Raw genomic sequence first — 26,995 nt, 5'->3', positions numbered from 1 at the left:
TGTTAAATAAAAGTATTGGCCGATACCAAATTAATATTACATTTGCCCAAACACGTAACCTTTAACATGAAACCAAAACTACTAACCCTTAGCGCTTTATGCTCTAAAAAAATGTTGCTTGCAGCCCTGCTTTTTTTGCAGGCCGCAGCCTATTGCCAGGTTAACTTTACCCAAAGCAACCTGCCTATTGTTATTATTAATACCGATATTGACCCCAATACCGGGCAGCCAACCGTAATACCGGATGACCCTAAAGTGCCGGCCAGTATGAAGATTATTTACCATGAAGACGGCTCTACTAATTTTGTAACCGACCAGGATACCGAAGATTTTTTAGATTATGAAGGGCGCATTAAGATAGAATTGCGCGGCTCTACATCGCAGGATTTACCTAAAAAACAATACGGCTGGACAACCTACGAAGATAATGACAGCACCAAAAAAAAGGTAAGCATTATGGGTATGCCTAAACAAAACGACTGGATACTTAACGGCCTGGCGTTCGACCCATCGCTTATGCGCGATCACCTTACCTACAACCTTTCGCGCGCTATTGGCTATTATACGGTGCGCACCCAGTATTGCGAAATGGTGCTAAATGGCGAATACAAGGGCCTGTACGTGCTGCAGGAAAAGCTTAAAGACGATACCAACCGCATTAATATTGAGGCGATAGACGAAGATGCCGATGCCGGTATGGCCCTTACAGGCGGCTATATTACCAAAGCCGATAAAACTACAGGCGGCGACCCTGTGGCTTGGGTTATGCCATCGTATGCAGGAACAACCGATTTTATACACGAATTGCCTAAGCCCGAAGATGTTACCCCGGCGCAAAACACCTACATACACAATCAGTTTTTAGCGTTGGCAAGCAAAGCGCATACTAATAACACCAATTTAAGTACGGGTTTCCCATCAGTTATAGATATCCCTACGTTTGTAGATTTTTTTGTTATGAACGAGATTTCGTCTAACGCCGATGGCTACCAGATAAGTACGTTTTTTCATAAAGATAAAGGCGGCAAACTGCGCGCGGGCCCCATCTGGGATTTTAACCTTACTTACGGTAACGATCTGTTTGCATATGGTTTAGACCGCAGCCATACCGATGTATGGCAGTTTAGCGATGGCGGCAACGAAGGCCCTAAATTTTGGACCGACCTGTTTGATAACCCTACCTTTAAATGCTATTTTTCCAGAAGGTGGAATGAAGTTACTGCCGATGGCCAGCCGCTTAGCTATGATAAGCTTGAAGAATTTATAGATACAACGGTTGCGCTTATTGCCGATGCTACCGTGCGCGAACAGCAAACATGGGGCACTGTACCCAACCATGCTCAGGAAATTGCCAACCTAAAATCGTGGCTACAGGAGCGCATAAGCTGGATAGACGCACACATTGGCAGCTACAGCGCCTGTGATAACATCGAGGTTCCACCACTGGTTATAACCAAGATCAATTACAACCCTGCGGAGTCGGACGAGTTTCCGGAATCTGACGACCAGGAGTTTATCGAAATTAAAAACATAGGTACTACTACTGTTAACCTTACGGGAGTGTATTTAAGGGAGCTGGGCGTATCGTACCAGTTTCCGGCAGATGCTACCATAGCGCCACTGCAAAAAATACAAATTGCCAGTAACCCCGATGTTTTTGAGGCCAAGTACGGCGTTACGGCATTTGGGCAGTTTCAGCGCAATTTGTCTAACAGCAGCCAGGCTCTTGTTTTGGCCGATGGCTGGGGCAATATTATAGATGCCGTAGAATACAGCGACAGCGCCCCGTGGCCGGATGCCGATGGCAGTGGTGCTTACCTTATACTGGTTGATGAAAACTCAGACAACAGCCTGCCGGGCAGCTGGGCGGCCTATCAGGATGGCGATCTATCGGTTGCAACCCAAAGTGCTACAGCAGCGACTATCGTGATGTATCCTAACCCGGTTAGTAATATACTTACCATCCAGGCTAACGATGTGCTTAAAAACATCGAGGTGTACGATATATACGGTAAGCTATTACAATCGGCTACAGCCGAAACCACTACTTTAAAAGTTGACTTAAGTGGCTATGCGCAGGGCATTTATTTTGTAAAAGTGGCCGGTACTAAAGGTAGCGTAACCCAAAAGATCATTAAAAATTAATTAGAATAGTGTTCAATAATAAATCCGGATGGGCTGTAGTGCCTCTCCGGATTTTTTTTTGCCAATTTAAGCCGTAATACTGCCTGTAAATTATAAGTGCCCTTTTGCTACATTTGTTGCACCAATCTCCCCTAACAATGGATTTTTTAAAGAAGATCAATACCAAAGCCAAAGCCAGCGAAACCACCGGTTTTGGTACCAGCGCCTCCAGCTATGGCGGGCGTTTTATTAATAAAGACGGGTCGGCTAATATAGAAAAGCGCGGCCTTACCTTTTTTAGCCGCATTAGCTGGTACCACACCATGCTCAACATGCCGGGCTATAAGTTTTTAGGCCTGCTGCTGGCCTTTTATATGGGCATTAACTTTGTGTTTGCCGTGCTGTATTATGCCATTGGTGTAGAATACCTTAGCGGGATTGAAGCAGGCGGATCTGAATGGTTGCGGTTTGGCAAGGCTTACTTTTTTAGTGCCCAAACGTTTACAACCGTGGGTTACGGGCATATTAGCCCCAGCGGTTTTGCCACGAGCGCCCTGGCTGCCGCCGAAGCCCTTACCGGCCTGCTGAGCTTTGCCATTGCCACGGGTTTATTTTACGGACGGTTTAGCCGGCCAAAGGCGTTTCTTAAATTTTCGCACAATGCTTTAATAGCGCCTTACCGTGGCGGTATGGGGCTTATGCTGCGCATGGCGCCCTTTAAAAATAACACGCTTATAGATGCCGAAGCCCGCATGACCCTGGGCATGACTATTAAAGATGATGCCGGCAATATGGTTAATAAATTTTATGTGCTTCCGCTGGAAATAGAAAAAATAACAACCCTTTCGTTAAGCTGGACACTGGTGCACGCCATTACCGAGGAGAGTCCGTTTTTTGGCTTTACCAAACAGGATTTTATGGGTGCCGAAGGCGAGGTTATTGTGTACATAAAAGCGTTTGACGATTTGTTTAGCGCCACGGTAGCCGCCAGTACATCCTACACTTTTGATGAGGTGGTGTACGGCGCAAAATTCGATATGATGTATACCGAGAGCCCCGATAAAACCAAAACCATTCTGCATTTGGGCAGGCTGAATAGCTTTAAGGAAGTGGTAATATAAATAGGTTTTGGGTTGTGGGTTGTGAGTTATGGGTTTGGAGTTATAGGTTATGAGTTATAAAAGGTCGTGTAAGTTATCTATATTCTCTCCTATTGTTTTTAATTCGCAACTTGGCAACTGGCAACTCCAGACCCCAACTCCAAACTCGCAACTCATAACTCCAAACTCGCAACCCCCAACTAAAATATCGAATACTAAATAGAAACCCCTATATACTAAACCGTAAACGGGTAGATTCTAAATAGGCATGTAGTGCTACTTTAAATAGCGTGTACTTTGTAGTATTATTACTAAAACAAGTATACAATTTAAACAACACTATCATGAAAAAACTATTACTATGCACTGCCTTATTTGCCTCTGTAGCTTTGAGTGCTCAAACCACCCATGTTATATCGTGGTTTATGGGCGTGAGTGAAAGCCAGGCTTCTATGACGGTTAATGCCGGCGATATTGTAAAATGGACGTGGGATGACACCCTGCCACACACCGTTACAAGCGCATCGGGCGGTGCCGAAACTTTTGCCAGTGCCCAGCTTACCGGTGCTAACCAGGAGTACAGCCATACCTTTACCGTAGTGGGCAGTACTGATTATGCCTGTGCTATACACCCAATGATGGCCGGTACCATTACTACACAACCCCTTTTAGCGGTTGATGATGTTACTGCCCTTGACTTTGACTACTTTCCTAACCCGGCAACCGATGTGGTTACCATTAACGGTAAAAACACCATAGACAGGGTAGTTGTATACGACATCGCCGGAAGGCAATTATCGGACACCGCAACTACTACAAACACCGTAAAAGTATACCTGCAGGGCTATACCGAAGGCACGTACCTTGTAAAGGTATTTAGCGGCAGCCAGTCTAAAAATATAACCCTGGTTAAAAAATAATAAGTAAGGTTTTTAAGTAGAAAGCCCCGTCTATAGGTAATATAGCGGGGCTTTTGTGTTTGTGAATATTGGTATCTTAGTTCTTCTTTAAAAGTATTTTTTCCTGTGTAAACTGGTAGGCAGTATCTAAAAATGCCAGCATGTTTTTCCAGTTGGTGGCAGGCTCATAATAATTGGCATAATACTTATTGGTATTGATTATAAGTTTATCGCCCTCTATTTTTGCAGTGCTTATAAACCCACCGGTAGCGTTTTCTACATTCTTATTTAGCTTATCAAGGCCCGAAACAGTATAGCCTGCCGGGATGGTAAAGGTTATATTCTCGCTATACGAGCGCGGATACTGCATGTACACACCTTTTGTACGGTTTCTGTCTTTATCTTCAAAGTTGGTTTGCTGGCTAATAAGCTTGCCAATTTCTATAACATAGTTTTGGCCTGTTTTTTTAATAAGGTTGTTTTTTACGGCAAACTCTTCTTTGTAAACAAAAGGCTCATCTGCGGCATAGCGGCCGGTTTGTACAATTTCCAGCTTCTGGTCGGCAACATCAAAGCCAAACTCGCCTTGCAGCGACTCTTTTTGTTCTTCCTTCTGCCTGTCTGAAAGCTTGTTTTTAAGAGCATCGAACTCGCGCACAAACTGCTCTTTTTTCTTTTTACTCATAAGATCTGCCACAGACTTGGTTTGGTACTTAGCATAATCTTCGTCTACATAATTAAAAAAGTACAGCTTCTCGGCCTGTTCCTGCTCTTTATTATGGCCGTAAAGAGATGATTCCCTTGCAATGTTAACCGTGGCAAGATCGTCGCTAAGCGTAACGTTAAGCACCTCTTTACTGCGGTTGTCTTTATGGGTAGTGGCAGGCAGTTTAATTTCTTTAACGCCAGATACCTCGTGCTTGGTAACATTAAGCTCGTAGGCGTTGGTACCTTCTATAGCATAAGCAAGCTGGTTAGCAGTGGTAAAGCCGCCAAACAGGCTTAGGTACACAGGGTTATCAGTATTAACTTTTATTAATAGCTGGGTGTTGGCCTGTAGTAACAGGTCGGCTATCGGGCCATTTTCGCGCGGTGTGGCAACAATAATGTCATAGCTAATTTTGTTGTCTTTGCAAAAAGCCATAAAGTGTTTAATGAATTCAGTTTCAGAGTCCATTAAAATAGGGTAGGCCCCGTACAGGCTAAACGGATCTATAATATTGGCCTTGTAGGTAGTAAACGCCTCAATATAACGGGTAAGGTACTGGTGGCGCATAAAGTAGTATACGGCAATTACCTTTTCTTCGTCGTTTTTAAAGGTGTTCTTTTTAAGAAACCTCTCAATATCGGCCATATCGCCGTAAGGCCATAATTTCTTTTTGTAATAGTCTTTTACTTCTTCTTTAGAAACCGTTTGTTTAATAATGCTTTCTTCTTTAGGTAAAAAGGCCAATGCGTTTTTTTCGAAAGCGCCGTTACGGGCAAAATATACCTGGAATTTGTAGCAGGGCATTTCTGCCAGAGGTAAAAACCAACGCGGAAAATCGTTCTTTTCAATATCTGTAGCAACCAGCTCGTACCTGCCTTCGTTATCTTTACCGGGCACTTTTTTAAGTTCCGGTGCACCGTTATAGGTCTGGAAGTTTACAAAAAAGTCGTTTTCTGATTTAAAGCTTACCCTAAAATTCATGATAGGATATTCGTCGCCCAGGGTTAGCTCAATAGGGTCCCAGCCGTATTCGCTGGCCGTTTTAAAAGGCTCTATAGCGTAAAAGTAGTAATCTATAATATCGCCAATTTCCAGGTTGGGGATAGCGATTTTTTTACCTTCTTCTACCTTAACGGCTTCTTCTTTAACATCGATTATTGTTTCAGACCCATTGGGTTTTATTACTTTAATGCCTATAGATTTGGTGCCTTTTCTTATCCAGAAGTTATCCCTGCGCTCTACCTGGTCTTTAAAAGAAAATTCTGAAAACTCTTTAACAGCAGCCTGGTCCAGTAGCTTTACCCTGCGGCGTACCGATGAGGTGTAGGTAACCGTCATGCCGGTTTTCTCAAAAATATAATCTTCGTTCTTGTAGATTACTACTGCCGACTCACCCTTCCATTTATCCGGAATGGCCGTAACCGATTTATAGGCATCTGTAGGGCCCCAGAATAATTCTTGTACTTTGTCTTTTTTTTGCGCAAATGCAAAGCCGCTGTATAAAAACAGCAGCATAATAAGCAATCTCGTTCTCATTATTGTTTGGTTAGTGTAATTTGGTCGTTATAAAGGCTTTTAAGGCTGGTAATAGATTGGTTCCAGGTAGTAAAATCGGCTTTTTTAATGGTGCCCGTTTTAACGGTAAAGTGTTTTTTGTAAAAAATGCTGTTGCCTTTTTGCTCGTAAGATACATCCATGCTGTACGCATCGTTAGCAATAGTATAGGCATCGGGTAGCCTGGTTACGGTATATCCGGCAGGAATTTCTAACGTAGTAACCGACTCATAATCTTTTTTGTAACTAAACTCATAATCGGTTTTACGCTCTTTAAAATCCAGGCTGCTAAACTCTTCAAGGTAGTTTAGGTCTACGTACATTTCGTTATCAAAAGACGATACCTTATTTTTAACCGCTGCGTTATATTCTACTGTTAGCGTTTTATCGCGGTTGGTAAGGTCTGACGTTACAATGTTGGTAACGGCAAGGTTTTTATCGCCGCCGGAAAGGTAGTACTGCAGGGCGTTTTCTTTCTTGTCGTTTTTAATGTTGTTGTAGCCGTATAAAAATGAGGCACGGCTTTCGCCTTTAATGGTGCCGCTTATTTTGCCCACAAGCATCTCGTTATCTATCTTAAAGCTGTTGGCATACGTTTCTTTATTGGCGGCAGGCAAAGCCATTGGCACTTTTTCTATAATAAACTTATCACCATCTTCTATCATTACCTCTTTGCCCTGTATCCTTTCGGCATATTCGCCAAACGAATTGTATTTTTCTGTACCATCTAAAAAGTACTTTTTGCCGTCTTTAAACAGCGTGCATATCATGTGGTTATCTACGCTAAGCGATGGCGTAGTATAATCGTAAGCAATGTGGCGGGTGCCAATCCAGGTAAGGCGGGCATCAAAACCGGCTTCTTTAAGCATTTGGCGCATAAGGTTGGCCATGCCCTTGCAATCGCCGTAGCGTTTTGTAAATACATTTTGAGATGCCTCCGGCTTAAAGCCTGCAAGGCCGTCTTCAAAAGCTATGTACCTAATATTATCCTGAACCCAGTAATAGATGCTTTTTATCTTTTCTTCGTCAGTTTTTGCGTTGGCGGTAAGCTCTTTAACCTTGTCTTTTAGTGCAACAGGCTTTTCTTCGATACCGTCTACTAACGATTTGTACCACTTATACAAATCGGCGGTGGCGTTAAAAAGCGTGGTTTTTTTACCGTCTTTAGTAAACGACTTGGCAATTATAAGCAGGTGTGGGTACAGGTACGACGGCCCCGGGGTAGACTCCTCCTTTACCATAGCATCGGCATTATCCAGCGTGTAGGTGTAGGTTACCGTTTTATGGGCGGCATCGGGCTGTTTGGATTTTTTAATATCGTAGCCATTAAAATTAAACTCTTTAATTTCCAGCTCCAGCCAATCGGGCACCGTTATGGTAATTTGTTTTTTAAGGTTAGGATAATTATCCTGAAAGTACATGGTTGTAAAATACTTTACATCTTTATACTTTTTAGTAAGCTCGTAATTATAGGTATAGCCCTGCACCGGAAAATCAACATTCATGTATTTTACGCGGTAATCGGCATAAAAAAGGTCGTTGCTGTTGTAAAATTCGTCTTTAACTAAAAAATTAGCGTTTTTATCGTTGCGGTATTTTATGCTAAAATCTTCTATTTGCGACTCGCTATCGTAAAATTCGTACTTCTGGATATCAGCACGGTGGTTAATATTAATCAGTTTTTCTTTTACGTTATGGCTTACCGTTACGTTATTATCGGTTTTGCCAAAGCTTACAGTCTCGTTACTAAACAGTAGTGCCACATCATCCTTGCTGTGCTTAGCCCTAATTTCTTTGGCCATGGCAATGTCTTCGGGGGTTGGGTCTATGTTTTTTTGAGACCATGCTGTAGTAGCGGCAATGGTTAGCAAAAGGGTAAAAAAGCGTTTCATTTTGAGGGGGATGGATTATGGCCGAAATATATAAAAAATTTTATCATTTCTTTAACATTTTCCTGCATTAAAATGCAATGCTTCTTAAAATAAAGCTTACGGGCAGGTGGCAGCTAAACTGTTTATCCACTGCTCTATAAGGGCTACCGCTTCCTGGTGCACTAATTTTCTGCCAAGGGGCGGCATCATTTCCGATTGTATGGACGTATTCATCCTGAAATGCATCAGCGACCCTTCTGCATCCTGGCCGGTTACAATGTACTGCTGGTTGCCGGTTACAAAGTCTACCGGTGTCCTGCAAATGCCCATATTATCGGGCGTTAAGCCGCTTTTGTTAAAGGCAAAATTCATGGGGGTATAGCCGCAATCGGTATTATCGGTATGGCAATGGGCGCAGTTGATATCTACGTACGATCGCACACGCAGTTCCAGCGGTTGCGAGGCATCAGTCCAGTCTACTGTAGATATAATGGTTGATGGAGCGGTGTTAAGGTAACCAAACTCTATCCATTTGGCCAGCTGGTTTTTAGTGCCATCGGCATAATTGTAAAGTTTATTAAGGTTTTGGGGCTTAGGCCCAACAGCCGTTGCCGTTTCGCTAACCTCGTGGCATTGTATGCATTGTGTGGTAAGCGGCACAACATAATCGGTGGTTTTAATGGTGCCGTTTTCGTCAAACTTAATGCGTTGTGTAAAGCCGGTAGTGTTTAGTACGGCTTCGGTTTGCGCTTCGTTCCAAACATAGGTGGCAAACATCCAGCCCGATTCTTTACGAATCATAACCCTGGTTTCTATTATAATAGTACTATTATCGGGCACCACCGTATTGTAGTAAAACGTTTTTATAAGGGCAGTACCTGTAGGGAAATCCAACACGGTTCCATCTGTAGTATACGTAGCTTTTTTGCCGGCGGGTATCCATACAAAACGTTTTTTCCTGGCATAATCTGTAAAGAGCGAGCTGTTAAGGTCGTACGGAAGCACGCCATATACCGGCGACAGGTTTTTAAGGTCGCCCTCAAAAAAATTATAATCTGATAACTTCGCATAAGGCACCGTGGTAAGGTCCATTACTACCGGCGATTGCGGCGCAGGCGTAACGGTATCGGTAGGCAGGGTATCTACAGGCGTGGGGTTAGGATCGGTATAATCGGTACCGTCATCCGATCCGCATGATAAAAACACCGAAAAAAACAGGACAAGCAGTAGCGTTAACGGGTAGTGTTTTTTCATGTCAATTTGTTGGAAAAAAGGCAAATATATAAAAAACGCTTACAATTCGTATTTTACCCTGTAATCTTTTAAGGCGGCTAACGCCTCGGGGGTGGTATGGTCAAACGTTTCTTCGTGCAAATCACGTTCTTTCTTGAGGCTGATGCGTTTAACGGTATTGAAAAAGCGGCGTACATCTTCTAAACTGCAAAGCAGTAGGGGCGGAACCGTTACGTTTTTACCCTCGTTATCCTTTGCCACCATGGTAAAGTACGATGAGTTGCAGTGCTTAACCTTACCGGTCTGGATATTTTCTGACGTTACACGGATGCCCACCACCATAGAGCTGTTGCCCACGTAGTTAACCGATGCTTTCATGGTCATAAGTTCTCCCACCTCTATAGGGTTCAAAAAATCTACGCGGTCTACACTGGCCGTAACGCAGTAGCTGCCACTGTATTTGGATGCCGAAGCAAAGGCAATCTGGTCCATAAGCATAAGGATATACCCCCCGTGAATTTTGCCGCTAAAATTAGCGTGCGATGGCAGCATAAGCTCTGATATGGTTACTTTAGAGGCACTTACTTTTCTATGGGTATGATGGCGCATAACAATTAATTAGGTATTATAAATTAGGTATCTGGGTAGGCGCATCGTTATCAAAAAGGCCTTCTTCCTCTTGTTGCAGGGCACGGGTAATAATATTTTCGGGTAACGATTTTTTGGCTTTGGCACCCATTTTCTTTAATTTTTCTATGGATGTAATGATGTTGCCACGGCCATCAAACAGCTTGCCCATAGCATTTTGGTACTCGCTTTGCGCATCGCGCATTTTTGTGCCCACTTTGGTAAGGTCGGCAATAAAGCCCTCAAATTTATCGTAAAGCGCACCGGCCTGTCGGGCAATTTCATAGGCGTTTTCCTGCTGCTTCTGGTTGGTCCACATGCTGTCTATAGTGCGCAGGGTGGCCAATAGGGTAGTAGGGGTAACAATAACAATATTGCGCTCAAAAGCCTTGCTGTACAGCGTAGCATCTTCGTTAAGGGCCAGTGCAAAGGCAGGCTCCATAGGTATGAATAGTAGCACAAAATCAGGGCTTTCTATTTTGTAAAGGTCGTGGTAGTTTTTATCGCCCAGCTGGTCTACGTGCTTGCGTATTGAGTTAACGTGGTCTTTAAGGTATACCAGTTTCATAGGGTCGTCGTCGGCATTAATATAGCGTTCGTACGCTATTAAAGACACCTTACTATCCACTATCATTTTCTTGCCATCGGGCAGGTTAATAACCACATCGGGCAGTACGCGGCCGCCATCTTCTAACGCGTGACTTTGCTGAACGTAATATTCGCGGCCTTTTTCCAGCCCCGATTTTTCCAGTACGCGCTCCAGCACCAGCTCGCCCCAGTTACCCTGCATTTTGGTATCGCCTTTAAGGGCACGGGTAAGGTTAAGGGTTTCGCGGCTCATGGTTTCGTTCATTTCGCGCAAGCCCAGTATTTGCTGGCGCAATGCAGCATGATAGTCAATGCTTTCTTTATGGGTATCTTCTACCTTCTTTTCAAAAAGATGGATCTTTTCCTGAAGCGGCGACAGTATAATTTTAAGGTTCTCGCGGTTTTGCTCGGTAAACTTAACCGATTTTTCCTCCAGGATCTTGTTGGCCAGATTCTCAAATTCTTTAGTGAATTTATCGCGAAGCTCGTCCGTTTCCTGGCGCTGCTCTTTCATGCGCTCAAAAAGGTTATCAAAGTCGGTTTCCTTTTTAGTAAGCTGTATGCTAAGGGCATCTTTAGCAACGCGAAGCTCGTTACGCTCGTTTTGCAGCGGTATAAGTTGTTTTTCTATGGCCTGCCTCTCGTTGGCGGCCTGTATTTTTAACTGTTCTATGGTAAGCAGCAGGTTGCTGTGGCGCTCTTCGTGCACTTTGGCATCGGCAGCAGCCTTAGCTGTAAACAGGGCTTTGCCAATAAAAACACCAAGGGCAAGGGCAATTAAAAACGCGAGTAATAAGGTAAGGGTTTCGGGCATTTGGGCTATAATTTGGAAAAGGTAAAAGTACGGAAAAATAATAATTATTATCTTGCGTTCTCTGTAAGTTTACACCTATAAACAAGACCTCCCAACTATATGAAAAACCTTTATTTACTACTGTTGCTTGCCTGTGCGTTTGGCTATTCTCAGGATGCCGCCGTGGTTAACTGGATAGATGCCAATGCCATTGCGATTGAAGGTGCCGGCCAGGATGCCCCACTCAGCAACCTGAAACAAAATACCCCTGCTATTTTTAACGATGTAAAATTGTTTGGCTTTGGCGAGGCTACCCACCATACCAAAGAATTTTTTGATATAAAGGCGCGGTTTTTTAAGTACCTGGCAGAGAACAACGGCGTTAGAGTTTTTATGATAGAAGATGGTTTTGGGCCGGACTATAACATAAACGCCTACATAGCCGGTGGTGGCGGTACAGCTAAGGAAGCGGTAAGCCAAATGGGGTTTTCGATTTGGATGACTGAAGAAATGGTGGCACTGGTAGAGTGGATGCGCGCCTTTAATGCTAACCGGCCCAAAACCGACCGCATTACATTTTATGGTATAGACAACCAGTTTGGGCGAAACATTAATGTGATCATCAAAAATTTTGTTGCGAAGTACAATGTGCCGGTAGACCAGAATTTTACTGCCGTGATAGACAGCAGTGCCGTTTTGCACGGACAAAGGGGCAAAGGCAACCCGAAGGCTAAAGGTTATGCAAAGCAGCTGGCTGATGCGGCGCTTTTGCTCAAAAACAACTTTAAACCCGCCGATGCTGCCCAGCAAAAAGAACTGGACGCTACCCTGCATGCCTTTGATGTTTTACAGCAATTTTTAAAGCACGTGGATGGCGGCACACCCAAGGAGCGCGATGCAGCTATGGCGAGCAATGCTATTTGGGCGTTGCAGCACGAGGGCACCGCTGCCAAAGGGTTTATATGGGCGCATAACGAGCATATAGAAAATGCCGGGGGTGCGCAACGCCTGGGCCATATTTTAAAAGCAACCTACGGCAGTGCCTACTATAGCATGGGTTTCGATTTTGGCAAGGGTATGCTGTACAGCAGGTATTTAAACGGTAATATGTCGGCGCCCGCTATATTTACCTTGGAGGCACCTTTTAAAGACAATTACGCCTTTGTATTGAGCCAGGCTAAAGCCGATGCCTTTTTTATCGACTTTAAATTGGCGGCTAAGGATGCGGTTATGGATAAATTCATCAACAGCAACAGGAAGAACATTACCACAGGTGCCACCGGGTACAACCCTATTTTTAAGGGCAACAAACAGGATATTGCCAAAGCGTATGACGGACTGGTATTTGTAAGGCAAATTACATTGCCCACCTATTTAAAGTAATTGGCTGAGTAGGCAGGTTTTATAAAAGTAATTACTTTAGCGGCTTAAAAGTATGGTGTTATGAAACATTTTTATTTGATGGCAGTGCTGTTGCTAACAACGTTAAGCCACGGCCAGAGTGCCAAAGAGGCATTGCTTGCCGAAAACAGTGTAACCGTAGCGGCGCAGCTTAAGCTGATGAACTATCTTGATTATTGTACCATGAAGTATGTTAGGCTTAACGCGCAGCAAAGGGCACAGGCCGATGTTGGCTTTGCATCGTACTACCGCGATGTTGTAGCCCTGAGCCCGTATCCGGATATGGATATCCCGGCGTACCTTGGCTATGCTAAAGACTATACGCCCACCACATGGCTGGAATTTGTGGTGCCCGTTTATAAAAAGAACCTTGAGAATTTAATTGCCCTGATAGAAAAGTACGGCTACCTAACCACCGAGCGTATTACAAAATACGATAACCAGGCCGGTATTTTTGCGCCTTACTACATATCGCGCAACAAAGATTATGATGATGTGCTTAAAAAACTGATTAAGCGCGAATATAAAGAGGGCAACATACCTCAAAATGAATATAAGGATGTTATGCTGGTTCTTAAAAGGGGAACAATTATTAACTTGTCCGATTTTAAGCAATCTACCGATTTTGGGATAATAAGGAATTAAGATTTTAAATTCCAAAAGACAAAAACAAAATCTAAATGACAAATTTCAAATCGCAAATCTGAAAAGTAAATTTCAAATTTGAAAAAGGAGCGTTTAATAGCGAATCTCGAAGTCCGATTGTGAAATATTAAGGATAAAATTACTTGCTTAGCTCCAGTTGTTTGGTGGCTTTTACAATTTTTTCTGATATGCTGTTTAGCCATACCAGTTGCTCTATAACCAGGTGGGCTTCCTCCATTTTTAGCTTAAATTCCTGATCGTCGGTAAGGTGAATTTCGCGTAACTCTTTGGCACGTATGTTTTTAAGTTCGGTAAAACGCATGGCAAGCTCTTCATTTTGGGCCTGCAGGGCTTCCTGAGCCTGTACTCCTAAATTTAGTAGCGTAATGGCGTGGTCTAAATTGCGTATAACGGTGGTTACCACCACGTTAAAAGCTTCCGATGCCTGGTAGGTTTTATGCGATTGCGTATATGTGCCCAACGATGCCAGCGACGATAACAGGGTGTGGTTCAATACCGCAAGCTTATACACCTGCTGCTGCTGCTTTTGCTTGGACTTAGGCTCCTGAGCCATACGCTGGTAGCTGCTCATAAGGTTGCCCAGCTCTATAAAAGCATTTTTGCGCGCCAGCCTGTAACCCACTGTAACACTGCCTTTTTCGTTATAATATTGTGATATTTGTGCCAGGTAGTCGCGGTTGGCTTCTATCGATTTTTTGATAAACACGGGCAGGTTCATAAACTCCCAAGAGGGCCAGAACAGGTAGTTGCCTACAAAGGCCAGCACAGCACCCACAGCGGTATCTATAATACGGTACTGTATAACGTGGCTTATATCGGGCGTAAGCAGGGCGTACAAAAACACCACGTAAATGGTTACAAACGTGGCACCTATACGATAATTGATAGCCGTAAACGTAAAGCCCAACAACATGCATACTATGGTTAGCGTACCGATGATAACCGGCTCGTGCACAAAGTGTAAGAACGCAAAAGCTATAATAGCCCCGGTAACAGTGCCAATAATACGCTGGTACGAGCGTTGTTTGGTAAGCCCGTAGCCCGGCCGCATAATAACCACTATGGTAAGCAGTATCCAGTACACGTTTTGCAGCGGGAAGAGTGCCCCAACCACAAACCCCAATGCTATGGTAATAGCCAATCGCAGCGAATGCCTAAAGATGGTGCTCGAAAAACTTAGGTTATCGCGCAGCGCCCTAAGCGGGTAGTTTTCAGGAGTTAAAAATTTGTCTAAGTCCTTATCCCTGGTCTTGCTTAGCTCTTTAAAGGTAATGTTTTGGGTAAATGCACGTTCTATAATCTTTATCTTTTCTATCTGCTTTTCGGCGTAGTGCATCATGTTTTTAAGCATGTACACGCCTTCGGCAGCGGCCTCTGGCCCAAGCAGTTGCTCGTAGTCAGTAATGGCTTTTTCAAGGGCGGCCAGGTCGGCAATCAGGTCGTGTTTGGCAATGTATTTTTTGCCGTTCTCTATACTTTTTCCCACCCGTTTTAGGGTAGAAGCCAGGTTGTAGGCGAGGTTTTGATAGGTGCTCAGTACTTTACTATGGCTCCCAAACTTTTGGTGTAACTGGCTGTGGTCGAACGATGTAGATAATGCCAGCTCCAATATTTCCATGAGCGATATAAACAACAACAGCATTTTTCGGCTGCGGTTCGAGTTTCCGGCAACGGTTCGGTTCCTAAACAAAACCTCGCGTAAATTTTCGTGAATGGTATTTATTTCCACCTGCAGGTGCAACTGCTTTTCTACAATAGAGGCCCTGTCGGCATCGGCGTTCCAAAGGTCGCCGCGCAGTTTCATGTACTTGGCGGTAAGCTTAAGACATTCGGCCACAGTAAGTTCGGTGTATCGGTGCGGACTCAAAAAGTTAAACGTAAGTGACAGCACCACATAAAAAAGCGATCCGCCAAGAATAAGTCCGGCATATTCTACAATTTCCATCCCCACATGTATGTGCCCGGTTCCCAGTGCAATAGCTAACAGTCCGGAGAAGGCAATCATGGTGGCGCGCTGCCCGTAGACCGATATCATAGATAGAAAAAATACCAGCACCGTTATAAGCGGGTAAAACAGCCACGGCAGCGGGTGCAGCAAATTAACGGCCACGGTAGAGCCCATCACCACCACAGTGGCAGCAAGCAGGCCGCGGGCGCGGTGCACTATATTGCTTGGAATATCAGCCGGATAGGTTAAAAAAGCACCTATGGCTACGGTAAAGCCGGTTTCAAAATAGCCCAATTTAGATAGTACAAGCACAGGCAATACCGCAGCAACCGTAACTATTACGGCGCGGGTAAAATTTACATTATCGGTAAATTGCCTTATTTGTTGTATCATCAAAAGGGGGTATATGGCAAAGGTAGTAAATGCGGTTGCGATTATAGAGATGCGGTGGAAATTCTCACATAATTTTAGCATTTAAGCAAGAGATGAAGTAGCCACGAATTACACGAATTAGACAAATTTCTAATTGAGATATGTCAACGTGTTTGCAATTTGTGAGAATTTGTGTCAAAACTTTTTACTGGTTTGTAAAAATCTTAAAAATAATGTATTAATTTATTTTATTTTCTACTCAATAATTTGGTTTTTAAGTGTTTGTGAAAATTTGTGTAATTGGTGGCAAAACTTTAATAATGTATAAATGCGTTTGCAGGGCTGTTATGGTTAATCATTTTAATTTACTATTTTTGCCACACAGAATAAGGGCATTGTAGAGCCAATATGCTGAATTTAAAAGCAAAACGATTATGATATTACCTATAGTAGGATACGGCGACGCGGTTTTAAGAAAAAAAGGAGTAGAGATACCGCAGGAATACCCTGCCCTAAAGCAAATTATAGCCGATATGTACGAGACTATGTATAATGCTTACGGAGTGGGCCTTGCAGCGCCGCAGGTGGGCCTTGCCATAAGGCTTTTTGTAATAGATACCCGCCCTTTTAGCGAAGACGACGACCTTAGCAAAGAAGAGCAGGAGCAACTTGCAGGCTTTAAAAAAACCTTTATTAACGCTACTATTGTAAAAGAAGAGGGCGAAGAATGGTGCTTTAACGAGGGCTGCCTTAGCATACCCGAAGTGCGTGAAGACGTATATCGCCACGAAAAAATTACCATTGAGTATTTTGACGAAGACTTTAATAAGCATACCGATGTTTACGATGGCCTTATTGCCAGGGTAATACAGCATGAGTACGACCATATTGAGGGTATTTTGTTTACCGATAAAATATCATCGCTTAAAAAGCGTTTAATACAAAAAAAGCTACAGAACATAATGGAAGGCAAAACCAGGCCGGATTATAAAATGAAATTTGTTGCCAAAAAAGGCAGATAATTTTTGTTTTTAAAGTCAAAGATTAGATATTTGCCAACCTATTAAAAAACGAACATAATGAGTATTGATAAAATATTAGCTATTTCCGGAAAACCGGGATTATATGAATTAAAGCTGCAAACAAGAACTGGTTTTGTAGCCGAATCGCTAACAGACGGAAAAAAAATAACAGTAGGTTTAAGAAGCAACGTAAGCTTATTATCTGAAATATCTGTGTACACTTACAATGGCGAGGTTCGCCTTGCTGAGGTATTCAGGGCTATTGCCACTAAAGAAGGTAACGGCCCGGCTCTGTCTCATAAAGAAGATAATGCTACCCTTGATGCTTACTTTAGAGAGGTATTGCCTGAGTTTGACGAAGACAGGGTATATGCATCTGATATTAAAAAGATACTTAACTGGTACAACATGCTACAGCCAAAAGGCCTTGTAACTAAAGAAGAAGCTGCGGCTCCTGCTGCTGTTACTGCCGAAGCCCCTGCTGAAACAGAAGAGGTTAAAGCCGAAGAATAGTACACTATACATTATAAAATTATCCTGCCTTTTGCTTTTAAAGGGCAGGATTTTTTGTTTTATGAAAGGAAAAATCCAGGATTGTTTATAAAAATTAAAAGCATTACTACAATTAGAACTACTGATATTAAAAAATACTGATAGATTTTTAACCTGTCTTTATATATCAATTTTAAACCCCAAGTTATAATTACAGATATTGCACTTGCTACCATCAACCCGAATCCTAACACAGCAACAACATCTCCCGTTAAAAAAATCATTTTATAATTTGTTAAGAGTCAAATATAATCAAAGCAAATTATGCGAAAAGAATTTTTTGTTGTATCACTTAAAGTTGAAGTTTGAATAAATTAAGATTATCAGGAACAGTATAACAATAAGTAATATAGATATTATTACATACCAGTATAGTTGTAGCCTGTCTTTAAATACAGCTTTTAAAAGTAAGGTAATTATGATTGATAGTACACTTGCTAAGAGTAATACAAATCCCAATACAGTAACATATGCGTTTAAAAAGATTATCATAATTTGTTAGGAGTTTTATCAATGGCATTTACAATGCGTAGATTTTAGAGTGTCCTCTATTTGTGTATGCTTTAAATTCCTGCTGAAAATATACCTTGTTTATAAATTGGCCTGCTAACCTACTTTAAATTTGGTTTAAACATATGATTTAGGCACAAATAAAAATAAAGTTTATTATTCTATTATTTCAATATATCGGATTCTTTACTTTTACGCAAAATTTATACACCATGAACACACGCCAGCAGCAGCTTGATGCCTTTAACAGGCTTTTGGATATAATGGACGACCTTCGCGAAAAATGCCCGTGGGATAAAAAGCAAACGCTGCAAAGCCTTCGCCACCTTACCATAGAGGAAACGTACGAGCTTGGCGATGCCATACTGGACAACGACCTGCCCGAAATTAAAAAGGAGTTGGGCGACCTGCTGCTGCACCTTGTTTTTTATGCCAAGATTGGTAGCGAGACCGGCGATTTTGATATTGCCGATGTAGCCAACAGCATCTGCGACAAGCTGATCCACAGGCACCCGCATATTTATGGCGATGTGGTGGTGGAGAACGAAGAGCAGGTTAAGCAAAACTGGGAAAAACTGAAGCTTAAAGAAGGCAAGACGTCGGTGCTGGAAGGTGTGCCTAAAAGCCTTCCTGCGCTGGTTAAAGCCAGCCGTATTCAGGATAAGGCCCGTGGTGTAGGTTTTGACTGGGAAGAGGCCAACCAGGTTTGGGATAAGGTGCAGGAAGAGTTGCAGGAGTTTCATGATGAGGTAGAGGCCGGCGATAAAGACAAGACCGAAGCCGAATTTGGCGATGTGCTTTTCTCGCTTATCAACTACGCCCGCTTTTTGGATATTAACCCCGAGGATGCCCTGGAGCGCACCAATAAGAAGTTTATTAAACGTTTTATGTACTTGGAAAGTAAAGCATCGGAACTGGGCAAACCTCTTGCCGATATGACCCTTGCCGAAATGGATGTATTTTGGAACGAAGCCAAAAAATTATAAATGAACAGAATTTTACTTATCTGCCTGCTGTTTAGCGGGTTTTGTTTCGCACAAAAAGCTACCGTTGCCGACTTAGAGATTAAACTGGAACCCGGCGCTACCGAAGAGCTTATGTATGGCTTTGCTGCCGGAGACCGCGTTATTTTTAACATTACCCCTAACGGTGCTCCTGTTTCTGAGATTACCGTTATGCAATACCCTGACGTAGTTAAATACAGGGGGCAGGAGATTAAAAAAGAAGAGAAGAACGAATTTACGGTGACAGATAAGTCGGTTTTTGTGTTTAAATTCACCAATAAAGCCAAAGGCAAGCGCAGTTGCAAAGTAATGCTGCAACGGGTTGCCAAAAATGCCGACACCAAAAATTTTAATACGGCGGTAAAATGGGCTACGGTTCAGGATACGGTGTATAACGCATTGACAAAAGATGTGGTTGCCGGCTACGATACGCTGCGTGTACAAAAAACACGGCGCGTAATAGCATCTGAAAAAAAGTATGAAGAACTGGTTTTAGATAAAAGCCAGCGCGTTAATGCCAAAACATCGTTAGGCGATACTAAGGCGGCTGTAGCTTTTACGCTTCCCGTAAACAGCACCTCTAAAGATGAGACTAAAAAGGTAGTTGCCTGGGCGTACTGGGTAGGCGTGGGCGAAGAGAGCAACGAGTTCTGGAAACAAAACCGCAAATTAATTGTTGAGGGGGTTAAGGGTGTGGCCACCTATTTTACGTCGCCCCTTGGTGGCGTAGCAGCGGGTGCGCTAACCAGCCTGGCGCTTCCGGTTAACGGCGAAGATGTACAATATGCCCTGGTTAACGAGTTTAACAGCACCTTGTTTTTTAAAGACAAAGCCTATAAAGCGTATGACGATGGCAAGGGTATAGCAGCCTACAAGCGCTTTACCGATGCTACCCTGCTACAGGGCAAATTCTACATGGTACTGGCTAACGATAATTACATACAGCCGCTGGATGTAAACGTAAAGGTTTCGGCTATTATAGAGCACATAAAGTATAAAGACGAAAAGTATATGGACACCACCATTACCCCGCGCTACGAAAAAAAGATTGTCCGCGAACCCCAAATTGTAACAACCAAAATACCTGTTACTTTTGATTATAAATAATAAGAAACCGGCTGTAAGGCCGGTTTCTTATTTATTGATTTTCTAATTTATATTGGTTTAAACGCGATTGTAAGAGTTTTTCAAGTTCATCAAAATTATATTTAATATTGCTACCTGTGATAATTAATGTTGTGCCAAACTTTTTGAGGTTAAGCAAAATCATCTTTTTTTTAAATAGATTTTTATCCTTCATGTACTTTTCAGGATTTACGGTGTAGATCATTATAAAGCAGGCACCTCGCACCTGTATCATCTTTATGTCGGTAATTTCCTTCCACGCTACAAAGCCACCACTAATAGTACTATAATTATTAAGAATGCCCTTATCATTAATAATAATCGCGGGTTTATTATTGCGCAGTTTTTTTGCAGAATAAATTAGTGCAGCACCAAACAGCAAAAATACAACCATAGTTAATATTTTCATAGAAATGGCATTTAAAGGAGATTGTTCGTTGGCAATAAACAGTAGCCAAACACTTCCTGCTACAAATAGTAACGCTACTATAAACAAGCTGATTACATCGAATTTATTGGGCTTAATTATTACTACATCCACACTTTTCTTGTTTATTGATTTCTAATTTATATTGCTCTAAGCGTGATTGTAGGAGTTTTTCAAGTCCATCAAAACCATATTTAAGAGTACTTGATGATATGCTTAATGGTGTGCCGTACATTTTAATTCCTAATTTTCTCATATAACTTTTAAACGGGTTACTATCATTCAAGTATTTTTCAGGATTTACAGTGTAGATTAGGAAAAAACGAGTTGATCGCACTTGTGTGATACTAATATGGGTTATATCCTGCCAGGCAATAAAGCCTACAGCCACACCACTGGAATTATCAGTAATACCTTTGTCATCAATAATAAGTGCCGACTTGTTATCAAACAATTTTATAACAGAGTAAATAAGCCCAATTCCAAAAAAAAGAATGCCTATTACGCCTATTATCTTTAAGAAGAGCGGATTTCGGCGGGTTTGTTCATCGGCATGCAAAATCATCCAGACACAAGCAAATACAAATACTCCGGCTCCTAATCCGATCAATGCAATTTTGCCCTTACTCGATTTGATTGTAACTGTATCCACAAAATTAGTTTAAAAGGCAAATATATAATTAATCAGCTATAAGAACCTTATTGCTGTAAATAACCTTGCCATTTTGTTCCAGCCTTATAAAGTATAGCCCGGCGGTAAGGTTGTTGCGGTTAAGGGTAATTTCTGTTCCGTTAAGATTATTGAGTTGCTTTACCTGCTGACCTAAAGAGTTAATAATACTAAGCGATGCATTATTTAAAGCCACAGCTGTTGTAATGGTTGCACTACTGCTGAAAGGGTTAGGCGCTAAGCTTGTGCTAAATGTAGTTAGCTCTTTAACGGCAGCAGTAACCTGTGGGCAATCTATTGGGGTGCCGTTGTTTAAAAGGCCGGTGTTATAAACGTTCTCCCCATTGGTATAGCTGCACCTTACGGTAATTGCTGGGTCGCTCATTAGCTCGTAGCTTGGTATTAGCGGGTGCTCTGTACTGCCAACGCTTTCAATCCAGTTTTCGCTGTTCATGGCTATATTGCCTTCATAATGTAAAAGGTAAATGCGTACCCTTTTACGTCCCGTCATTACGGGTACAGAATCTCGGTACAAAACATTGTATAATTTACCGTCGGGCAGGGTAGTGGTTTCGCCTACCTGTAAGTTAAAATCGTAAAGCAGTTCGTCCTGTCCGTCTTTATAGCGGTACACTTTGCGTGCGGCAACATCTTCCCTTACTAAAAATTCGGGGCCGTCGGTTTGCCCGGCATTTACAAATTTGGCATAGGTGTTAACGCCCTGCATTACGGTACCGTCCTGCTCGATGGCGTAATTGTAAGCACCGCCAAAGTTGGCTACGTTTATATTCCACGCCGTATTATCTAAAAACGGAATGTAATCCTGTGCAGATACCGCACCGGCTGTAGCTAAAAATAACAAGCTTAAGAGTAATTTTCTTTTCATAGTAAATAGGTTTTAAGAATTTTAATCTAAACATAACACTTAAAATGTTATTTACCCTACTTTTTAAGAAAATTGTTAAGGAGTTGATAGTGTTGTTTGCTAATTGTACTTCTTTCTAAAGTAAATTAAATTGTTTTCTGAAACTAAAAAAGAAAAAGATTTACAACTCATCCCCTTAATTCTACAATTGGGTAATGTGCTTTTTTTTTGGATGTAAAAAGTGGGCATCTTTGCTCTATCAAATAACAACAACCAATTAAACCTTAAAGTTATGATACGATTAATTACCATGATTATTGTTTTTGTTTGCAGCACCGTTAGTGCTCAATCGCAATACGAAACCGGAATGAAAAAAGCATTTTCGCTTTGGGAAGAAAATAAAAGCAGCGAGGCTTCGGCACTTTTTGAAAGGATAGCCGCTGCCGAGAAAAACAACTGGCTGCCATCGTACTACGTGGCGCTTGTAAATACTACAGAGGCTTTCCAGACCAAGGATAAAGAAAAAATAAGCGCCCTGCTTATAAAGGCGCAGGCCGCGCAGGACAACGCGGTGGCAATTTCGCCCAATAATGCCGAACTGCTGGTTATGCAGGCCATGATACACACCGCGTGGATTGTTTACGACCCTATGACCAACGGCATGAAACTATCAGGCACGGTGAACGAAATTTACGAGAAAGCCATTGCCTTAGCGCCTAACAACCCGAGGGTTGTGTTTAGCAAAGCCGAGTTTGAAATTGGCGCGTCACGTTATTTTGGCAGCGATACGGCACCTATGTGCAAAGAGGTAGAACGTGCAATTGGTCTTTTTGCTACCTTTGAACCCGAAACACCTTTTAGTCCTAAATGGGGTAAGGATAGGGCAGAACAGGCACTTAAAGAGTGCGGAAAATAATAGGCAATAAGCAATTGGCAATAAGCGATAGGCAAAGAGAATACACACTATATGAAACTACTGACTAAAGAACTTTTACGGGCACTAACCCTGGGCGTTATAATATTTATTGTGCTCTACCTTATAGCGTTGGCCGGTGGCCGCCCACTGGGGTGGAATATAGATATTTTCAGGCAGTTTTTGTTTGTAATGTTATATACTGTTATGCTGCACCTGGGCAACATGAGTGTGTTTATTGTAATGGATAAAATTTTTCATGGTGTGCAAATGTCGGCCAGGCGTTTAATGGCCGGGTTTATAAGTTCGTTTGTAGTATCGGCAGTTATTGTGTTTTTGCTTCGCATTTTCGAAGATATTGTAATACAGGGCAAAACGCTGGTGCAGTTTTTTATAGATGAGCAAATTAGCAACTACTATGTTGCCATGATCATTACCATTGTAATTACCTTTTCGCTGCACCTGTTCCATTATTATAAAAAATACCAGGAAAACAGGGTAAAGCAACAAAAAATAATTGCAGGTACGGCATCGGCAAAATTCGAGACTTTGAAGAATCAGATCGATCCGCACTTTCTGTTCAACAGCCTTAATGTACTCAGTTCGCTTATAGAAGAGAACCCCGATGCCGCCCAAAAATTTACCACATCGCTCTCTAAAGTGTACCGCTATGTGCTGGAGCAAAAAGATAAGGAGCTGGTAAGTATTGAAGAGGAGCTTGCTTTTGCAAAGACCTACATGAACCTGCTTAAAATGCGCTTTGAAAACAGTGTGTTTTACGAACTGCCGGTAAAGGTGTCCAGCCCAGATGCACGGGTGGTGCCACTATCGTTACAATTGCTCTTAGAAAACACGGTTAAGCACAACATTGTAAGTCAGGAAAAGCCATTATATATACGTATTTACGAAGAGAATGGCTACTTGGTGGTGCAGAACGATTTCCAAAAAAAGGCCGTACTGCAGGACCGCAAGGGTGTAGGGCTACAGAATATTATTAGTCGCTATGCCATTATTAGCAGCCGAAAGGTTGCCATTGAGCAGACAGAGAAACATTTTACGGTAAAGCTACCGGTATTAACCAAACAAGTTACTATTATGGAACCTATATATACCACAACCACCGATAAGGAAAGCAGCTACTATAAAGCGCAGAAAAAGGTAGAAGAGATTAAGGGCTTTTACGGCAACCTCTTTTCGTACATCATCATCATTTCGGCATTAGCCATGCTAAACCTGTACACGTCGCCGGGGCACTGGTGGTTTTTATATGCCGCTTTGGGCTGGGGTGTGGGTGTTGCCATACATGCCATGAGTGTGTTTAACTTTATTCCGTTTTTAGGCTCGGGGTGGGAAGAACGCAAGATTAAAGAAATGCTGGATAAAGAACGTAATAATAAGTGGAGATAGAAGGAGCGAGTTGATGGTTGATGGTTGCCAGTTGCCAGTTGTTGGTTGCCTATTGCAAATTGCCCATTGCCAGTTGCCCATTGCCCATTGCCCATTGCCCATTGTCTATTACCAATTGCCTATCGCCCATTCCTATTGCCAGTTGCCTTTCCTCAAAATCAAATAAAAAAATAAGATCATGGAAGATATAGATATCGAAGTTTACAAAAACGTAAAAAAAAGGGTTAGGGATATTAAGCGTTTTTACATTAACCTTACCAGCTATGTGGTGGTTATTTTTACGCTGTTTGCCATTAATATGCTTACCTACCCATACTATTTATGGTTTTTATGGCCGGCCTTGGGCTGGGGTGTGGCTATTGCGCTACACGGCATGAGCGTGTTTAACCTTACGCCTTTTTTAGGCGCCGGGTGGGAGGAAAGAAAGATCCAGGAACTTGTGGAGAAAGAAAAGAGAAAGTTTTAGTGTTCAGTGATCTGCCTGCCTGCCATAGGCATGGTTGCAGTGATCAGTATCAGTATTCAGTTAGTTACATTTAAAACAAAGCATTATGGAAGAGTACGATAGAATAGCTTATAAAAAAGCAAAATGCAAAGTGCGCGAAATAAAAGGTTTTTACTACAACCTGTTGTGCTACTGCATTGTAATTCCGACCTTAATTTACGTTAACCTTACCTGGTCACCCCATTTTCATTGGTTTTGGTTCTCGACCGTAGGGTGGGGCACCGGCCTTATTTTTCATGGCATGGGGGCGTTTGGCTACATTCCGTTTTTGGGGCGCGACTGGGAAGAACGCAAGCTTAAAGAGCTGATGGATAAAGACAATACCAATTATAAAACAGAGTAGCCTGCACGGGCGGTAAAACCAATAGTATCATGGAACATTTTTTAACCGAAACCGAAAAAAATACCTTGGCCTCTAAAAAAATTGAGCGCATTAAAAGCTTTTATACGCATCTGGGTGCCTACATTTCTATTAATATTGTGCTGCTTATTTTAATGATTTCGGGCGCGGTAGTGGTGCACCAAACATTTTGGCAAACTACCTTTACTGTAACCGCGGGCCTTGGTGCCCTGGGTGTTGCTGGCCACGGATTGGGTATTTTTGGCTACAGGCTGCTGCTTTCTAAAAACTGGGAAGAACGCAAGCTGAAACAATTACTGGATAAAGAAAACAACAAATAGTATAGGGCCGGTACAGGCTCATAACAAATTAAGATTACGATGGAAAATTCATTTGAAGACGAAAGGAGAATAGAAAAGGCCCGTAAAAAAATACAGGCTATTAAAGGGTTTTATAAGCACTTTGCCGCCTATGTTATTGTAAACATAGTGCTTATAGTTATGCATTGGGTAGATATGGAACCCGGCGAGCATTTTTTAGAATGGAACACTTTTTCTACCGCCTTTTTTTGGGGCATAGGCTTACTGCTGCATGCTTTTGGGGTATTTGGTACTGATGTTTTTTTGGGCGCCGACTGGGAAGAACGCAAAATTAGGGAGTACATGGATAAAGATACCGGCAAGAAGAATAAGTGGGAATAATCTGGATTTGAGATTTCAGATTTTAGAATTGAGAATTCAGATTATAGATGATAGACGTCAGATAATAGACAAGATCCGATGACCATCAACCAACAACCAACAACCAACAACCAACAACCGACAACCCATAACCACAAACCAAACCAATGAACGTTATAATTATAGAAGACGAAAAGCCTGCGGCACGCCTGCTGCAACGCAAACTGCAAAAGCTGGATATAACGGCCGGCACTATGCTGCACTCGGTAGAGGAGTCGCTGCAATGGTTTGCTAATAACCCGCACCCCGATCTGATTTTTTTAGATATACAGCTGTCAGACGGGCTTTCGTTCGAAATTTTTGATGCGATGCCTATCAGCAGTGCCGTAATTTTTACAACTGCTTATGATGAGTACGCCCTGCGCGCCTTTAAGCTTAATAGCATCGATTACCTGCTAAAGCCTATCGATGAAGACGACCTGGAGGCGGCGGTAAATAAATTCCGCGAACGCCAGCCCAAAGCGCAGCCGCTGTCGCTGGATTTCGATCAGATTAAGCAAATGCTGTCTAACCCCTCCGAAAAATGCTATAAGAAACGCTTTACCATTAAAATGGGGCAGCACCTTAAGATGATAAACGTTGAGGATGCCGAGTGCTTTTACAGCGAAAATAAAGGCACCTACATTCACACTACCGATAATCGTGATTACCTGCTGGAATGCACCCTGGAACAGTTGGAAGCCGAACTGGACCCGAAGCAGTTTTTCCGCGTAAGCCGAAAATTCATCGTGTCCATCAATGCCATTAAAGATATTGTGGTGTACACCAACTCCCGCCTAAAGGTTATACCGCCCACCTATAAAGAAGATGAGGTTATTGTGAGCCGCGAACGCGTAAACGATTTTAGGGAGTGGCTGGGTTGAGGAAGTTTACAGTGTTCAGTCACAGTAGGCAGTTTGATACGGTTAAATAAGTTGCTTGTGTTCATCCTCTCCCCCAACCCCTCTCCGAAAGAGAGGGGGGCAGCTTCACTCGGTTATTTCAATGCATAATATTTGATAATAGTCATACAGCCGAACTGTACCCGTTT

Annotated in this window: 25 protein-coding genes; 16 read left to right on the top strand and 9 right to left on the bottom strand. The window is 42.5% G+C overall.

The window, feature by feature from the left end; all coding sequences use genetic code 11:
* The first annotated feature begins 66 nt into the window (after nucleotides 1-66).
* The 3 genes from G509_RS22570 (at nucleotide 67) to G509_RS23030 (ending at nucleotide 4,144) form a co-directional block, all read left to right on the top strand.
* Nucleotides 67-2,145: a CotH kinase family protein gene (locus G509_RS22570; RefSeq protein ID WP_051200383.1), complete on the top strand. Its 2,079-nt coding sequence runs from the start codon at nucleotides 67-69 to the stop codon at nucleotides 2,143-2,145.
* A 137-nt stretch (nucleotides 2,146-2,282) separates the two neighbouring features.
* Nucleotides 2,283-3,245, top strand: coding sequence for an ion channel (locus tag G509_RS0119125; protein WP_026993010.1), 963 nt, complete (start codon nucleotides 2,283-2,285; stop codon nucleotides 3,243-3,245).
* A gap of 323 nt (nucleotides 3,246-3,568) precedes the next feature.
* Entirely contained in the window at nucleotides 3,569-4,144 is a 576-nt protein-coding gene (locus G509_RS23030; protein ID WP_051200382.1) for a T9SS type A sorting domain-containing protein, read from the top strand.
* Between the two features lie 76 nt (nucleotides 4,145-4,220).
* On the opposite strand, the gene G509_RS0119115 is transcribed toward G509_RS23030, so the two are convergent.
* From G509_RS0119115 to G509_RS0119095, 5 genes are all read right to left on the bottom strand, one after another.
* The gene (locus G509_RS0119115) at nucleotides 4,221-6,368 is read right to left on the bottom strand and encodes a DUF3857 domain-containing protein (RefSeq protein WP_026993009.1); all 2,148 of its coding nucleotides are present in this window, start codon (nucleotides 6,366-6,368) and stop codon (nucleotides 4,221-4,223) included.
* Nucleotides 6,368-8,278, bottom strand: a complete 1,911-nt coding sequence (locus G509_RS0119110; RefSeq protein ID WP_026993008.1) for a transglutaminase-like domain-containing protein — start codon at nucleotides 8,276-8,278, stop codon at nucleotides 6,368-6,370. Before G509_RS0119110 ends, G509_RS0119115 begins: the two co-directional genes overlap by 1 nt.
* A 96-nt stretch (nucleotides 8,279-8,374) precedes the next feature.
* Nucleotides 8,375-9,511: a hypothetical protein gene (locus G509_RS0119105; protein WP_026993007.1), complete on the bottom strand. Its 1,137-nt coding sequence runs from the start codon at nucleotides 9,509-9,511 to the stop codon at nucleotides 8,375-8,377.
* Nucleotides 9,512-9,550: 39 nt separating this feature from the next.
* Nucleotides 9,551-10,099 (bottom strand): acyl-CoA thioesterase, encoded by a 549-nt coding sequence (locus tag G509_RS0119100; protein ID WP_035739349.1) that lies wholly within the window; start codon nucleotides 10,097-10,099, stop codon nucleotides 9,551-9,553.
* Nucleotides 10,100-10,115: 16 nt separating this feature from the next.
* Nucleotides 10,116-11,519: a DNA recombination protein RmuC gene (locus G509_RS0119095; RefSeq protein ID WP_026993005.1), complete on the bottom strand. Its 1,404-nt coding sequence runs from the start codon at nucleotides 11,517-11,519 to the stop codon at nucleotides 10,116-10,118.
* Between the two features lie 99 nt (nucleotides 11,520-11,618).
* Here G509_RS0119095 and G509_RS0119090 point away from each other — a divergent pair, with 99 nt between their 5' ends.
* Both G509_RS0119090 and G509_RS0119085 read left to right on the top strand, forming a co-directional pair.
* Nucleotides 11,619-12,881, top strand: a complete 1,263-nt coding sequence (locus G509_RS0119090) for an erythromycin esterase family protein (protein WP_026993004.1) — start codon at nucleotides 11,619-11,621, stop codon at nucleotides 12,879-12,881.
* A gap of 60 nt (nucleotides 12,882-12,941) precedes the next feature.
* The gene (locus G509_RS0119085) at nucleotides 12,942-13,544 is read left to right on the top strand and encodes a polysaccharide deacetylase family protein (protein ID WP_026993003.1); all 603 of its coding nucleotides are present in this window, start codon (nucleotides 12,942-12,944) and stop codon (nucleotides 13,542-13,544) included.
* Nucleotides 13,545-13,683: 139 nt separating this feature from the next.
* On the opposite strand, the gene G509_RS0119080 is transcribed toward G509_RS0119085, so the two are convergent.
* On the bottom strand, nucleotides 13,684-15,906 hold the full coding sequence (locus tag G509_RS0119080) for an FUSC family protein (protein ID WP_026993002.1): 2,223 nt from the start codon (nucleotides 15,904-15,906) through the stop codon (nucleotides 13,684-13,686).
* Between the two features lie 413 nt (nucleotides 15,907-16,319).
* On the opposite strand from G509_RS0119080, the gene def reads away from it, so the two are divergent.
* The 4 genes from def to G509_RS0119055 all read left to right on the top strand — a co-directional run bounded on the left by def (nucleotide 16,320) and on the right by G509_RS0119055 (nucleotide 20,080).
* Nucleotides 16,320-16,907, top strand: coding sequence for a peptide deformylase (gene def, locus G509_RS0119075; protein ID WP_026993001.1), 588 nt, complete (start codon nucleotides 16,320-16,322; stop codon nucleotides 16,905-16,907).
* A gap of 57 nt (nucleotides 16,908-16,964) precedes the next feature.
* Nucleotides 16,965-17,420, top strand: coding sequence for a DUF5606 family protein (locus tag G509_RS0119070; RefSeq protein ID WP_026993000.1), 456 nt, complete (start codon nucleotides 16,965-16,967; stop codon nucleotides 17,418-17,420).
* Nucleotides 17,421-18,181: 761 nt separating this feature from the next.
* Nucleotides 18,182-18,955 (top strand): nucleoside triphosphate pyrophosphohydrolase, encoded by a 774-nt coding sequence (mazG, locus tag G509_RS0119060; RefSeq protein ID WP_026992998.1) that lies wholly within the window; start codon nucleotides 18,182-18,184, stop codon nucleotides 18,953-18,955.
* A complete protein-coding gene (locus G509_RS0119055; RefSeq protein WP_026992997.1) occupies nucleotides 18,956-20,080 on the top strand; it encodes a hypothetical protein in 1,125 nt (374 codons plus the stop codon). It abuts the gene before it with no gap.
* Nucleotides 20,081-20,111: 31 nt separating this feature from the next.
* On the opposite strand, the gene G509_RS0119050 is transcribed toward G509_RS0119055, so the two are convergent.
* From G509_RS0119050 to G509_RS0119040, 3 genes are read right to left on the bottom strand one after another with little or no spacing between them, the layout of a single operon-like run.
* Nucleotides 20,112-20,639 carry an STM3941 family protein gene (locus G509_RS0119050; protein WP_026992996.1) on the bottom strand — a complete coding sequence of 176 codons (528 nt, stop codon included), beginning with the start codon at nucleotides 20,637-20,639 and terminating at the stop codon, nucleotides 20,112-20,114.
* Nucleotides 20,620-21,177, bottom strand: coding sequence for an STM3941 family protein (locus G509_RS22555; RefSeq protein ID WP_051200381.1), 558 nt, complete (start codon nucleotides 21,175-21,177; stop codon nucleotides 20,620-20,622). The genes G509_RS0119050 and G509_RS22555 overlap by 20 nt, the downstream gene beginning before the upstream one ends.
* A gap of 28 nt (nucleotides 21,178-21,205) precedes the next feature.
* Complete coding sequence (locus G509_RS0119040; RefSeq protein ID WP_026992995.1) at nucleotides 21,206-22,081, bottom strand: T9SS type A sorting domain-containing protein; 876 nt, start codon at nucleotides 22,079-22,081, stop codon at nucleotides 21,206-21,208.
* Between the two features lie 271 nt (nucleotides 22,082-22,352).
* On the opposite strand from G509_RS0119040, the gene G509_RS0119035 reads away from it, so the two are divergent.
* The 7 genes from G509_RS0119035 to G509_RS0119000 all read left to right on the top strand — a co-directional run bounded on the left by G509_RS0119035 (nucleotide 22,353) and on the right by G509_RS0119000 (nucleotide 26,828).
* Complete coding sequence (locus G509_RS0119035; protein ID WP_026992994.1) at nucleotides 22,353-22,976, top strand: tetratricopeptide repeat protein; 624 nt, start codon at nucleotides 22,353-22,355, stop codon at nucleotides 22,974-22,976.
* Between the two features lie 51 nt (nucleotides 22,977-23,027).
* Nucleotides 23,028-24,380, top strand: a complete 1,353-nt coding sequence (locus G509_RS0119030) for a 2TM domain-containing protein (protein WP_026992993.1) — start codon at nucleotides 23,028-23,030, stop codon at nucleotides 24,378-24,380.
* A gap of 178 nt (nucleotides 24,381-24,558) precedes the next feature.
* Entirely contained in the window at nucleotides 24,559-24,846 is a 288-nt protein-coding gene (locus tag G509_RS0119020; protein ID WP_026992992.1) for a 2TM domain-containing protein, read from the top strand.
* 85 nt (nucleotides 24,847-24,931) lie between these two features.
* Entirely contained in the window at nucleotides 24,932-25,228 is a 297-nt protein-coding gene (locus G509_RS0119015; RefSeq protein WP_026992991.1) for a 2TM domain-containing protein, read from the top strand.
* A gap of 29 nt (nucleotides 25,229-25,257) precedes the next feature.
* Nucleotides 25,258-25,566, top strand: a complete 309-nt coding sequence (locus G509_RS0119010) for a 2TM domain-containing protein (RefSeq protein WP_026992990.1) — start codon at nucleotides 25,258-25,260, stop codon at nucleotides 25,564-25,566.
* Nucleotides 25,567-25,605: 39 nt separating this feature from the next.
* Nucleotides 25,606-25,926 (top strand): 2TM domain-containing protein, encoded by a 321-nt coding sequence (locus tag G509_RS0119005; RefSeq protein ID WP_026992989.1) that lies wholly within the window; start codon nucleotides 25,606-25,608, stop codon nucleotides 25,924-25,926.
* Nucleotides 25,927-26,072: 146 nt separating this feature from the next.
* On the top strand, nucleotides 26,073-26,828 hold the full coding sequence (locus G509_RS0119000) for a LytR/AlgR family response regulator transcription factor (protein WP_026992988.1): 756 nt from the start codon (nucleotides 26,073-26,075) through the stop codon (nucleotides 26,826-26,828).
* The last annotated feature ends 167 nt before the right edge of the window (nucleotides 26,829-26,995 follow it).

The organism is Flavobacterium subsaxonicum WB 4.1-42 = DSM 21790, assembly GCF_000422725.1.
GTDB classification, from domain to species: Bacteria; Bacteroidota; Bacteroidia; order Flavobacteriales; family Flavobacteriaceae; genus Flavobacterium; species Flavobacterium subsaxonicum.
This window is presented reverse-complemented; position numbering and strand designations above follow the sequence as displayed.

Excerpts from the sequence above, each read along its gene's own strand:
- G509_RS22570 (WP_051200383.1), top strand. The coding sequence starts at position 67 with ATGAAACCAAAACTACTAACCCTTAGCGCTTTATGCTCTAAAAAAATG.
- G509_RS0119125 (WP_026993010.1), top strand. The coding sequence starts at position 2,283 with ATGGATTTTTTAAAGAAGATCAATACCAAAGCCAAAGCCAGCGAAACC.
- G509_RS23030 (WP_051200382.1), top strand. The coding sequence starts at position 3,569 with ATGAAAAAACTATTACTATGCACTGCCTTATTTGCCTCTGTAGCTTTG.
- G509_RS0119115 (WP_026993009.1), bottom strand. The coding sequence starts at position 6,368 with ATGAGAACGAGATTGCTTATTATGCTGCTGTTTTTATACAGCGGCTTT.
- G509_RS0119110 (WP_026993008.1), bottom strand. The coding sequence starts at position 8,278 with ATGAAACGCTTTTTTACCCTTTTGCTAACCATTGCCGCTACTACAGCA.
- G509_RS0119105 (WP_026993007.1), bottom strand. The coding sequence starts at position 9,511 with ATGAAAAAACACTACCCGTTAACGCTACTGCTTGTCCTGTTTTTTTCG.
- G509_RS0119100 (WP_035739349.1), bottom strand. The coding sequence starts at position 10,099 with ATGCGCCATCATACCCATAGAAAAGTAAGTGCCTCTAAAGTAACCATA.
- G509_RS0119095 (WP_026993005.1), bottom strand. The coding sequence starts at position 11,519 with ATGCCCGAAACCCTTACCTTATTACTCGCGTTTTTAATTGCCCTTGCC.
- G509_RS0119090 (WP_026993004.1), top strand. The coding sequence starts at position 11,619 with ATGAAAAACCTTTATTTACTACTGTTGCTTGCCTGTGCGTTTGGCTAT.
- G509_RS0119085 (WP_026993003.1), top strand. The coding sequence starts at position 12,942 with ATGAAACATTTTTATTTGATGGCAGTGCTGTTGCTAACAACGTTAAGC.
- G509_RS0119080 (WP_026993002.1), bottom strand. The coding sequence starts at position 15,906 with ATGATACAACAAATAAGGCAATTTACCGATAATGTAAATTTTACCCGC.
- def (WP_026993001.1), top strand. The coding sequence starts at position 16,320 with ATGATATTACCTATAGTAGGATACGGCGACGCGGTTTTAAGAAAAAAA.
- G509_RS0119070 (WP_026993000.1), top strand. The coding sequence starts at position 16,965 with ATGAGTATTGATAAAATATTAGCTATTTCCGGAAAACCGGGATTATAT.
- mazG (WP_026992998.1), top strand. The coding sequence starts at position 18,182 with ATGAACACACGCCAGCAGCAGCTTGATGCCTTTAACAGGCTTTTGGAT.
- G509_RS0119055 (WP_026992997.1), top strand. The coding sequence starts at position 18,956 with ATGAACAGAATTTTACTTATCTGCCTGCTGTTTAGCGGGTTTTGTTTC.
- G509_RS0119040 (WP_026992995.1), bottom strand. The coding sequence starts at position 22,081 with ATGAAAAGAAAATTACTCTTAAGCTTGTTATTTTTAGCTACAGCCGGT.
- G509_RS0119035 (WP_026992994.1), top strand. The coding sequence starts at position 22,353 with ATGATACGATTAATTACCATGATTATTGTTTTTGTTTGCAGCACCGTT.
- G509_RS0119030 (WP_026992993.1), top strand. The coding sequence starts at position 23,028 with ATGAAACTACTGACTAAAGAACTTTTACGGGCACTAACCCTGGGCGTT.
- G509_RS0119020 (WP_026992992.1), top strand. The coding sequence starts at position 24,559 with ATGGAAGATATAGATATCGAAGTTTACAAAAACGTAAAAAAAAGGGTT.
- G509_RS0119015 (WP_026992991.1), top strand. The coding sequence starts at position 24,932 with ATGGAAGAGTACGATAGAATAGCTTATAAAAAAGCAAAATGCAAAGTG.
- G509_RS0119010 (WP_026992990.1), top strand. The coding sequence starts at position 25,258 with ATGGAACATTTTTTAACCGAAACCGAAAAAAATACCTTGGCCTCTAAA.
- G509_RS0119005 (WP_026992989.1), top strand. The coding sequence starts at position 25,606 with ATGGAAAATTCATTTGAAGACGAAAGGAGAATAGAAAAGGCCCGTAAA.
- G509_RS0119000 (WP_026992988.1), top strand. The coding sequence starts at position 26,073 with ATGAACGTTATAATTATAGAAGACGAAAAGCCTGCGGCACGCCTGCTG.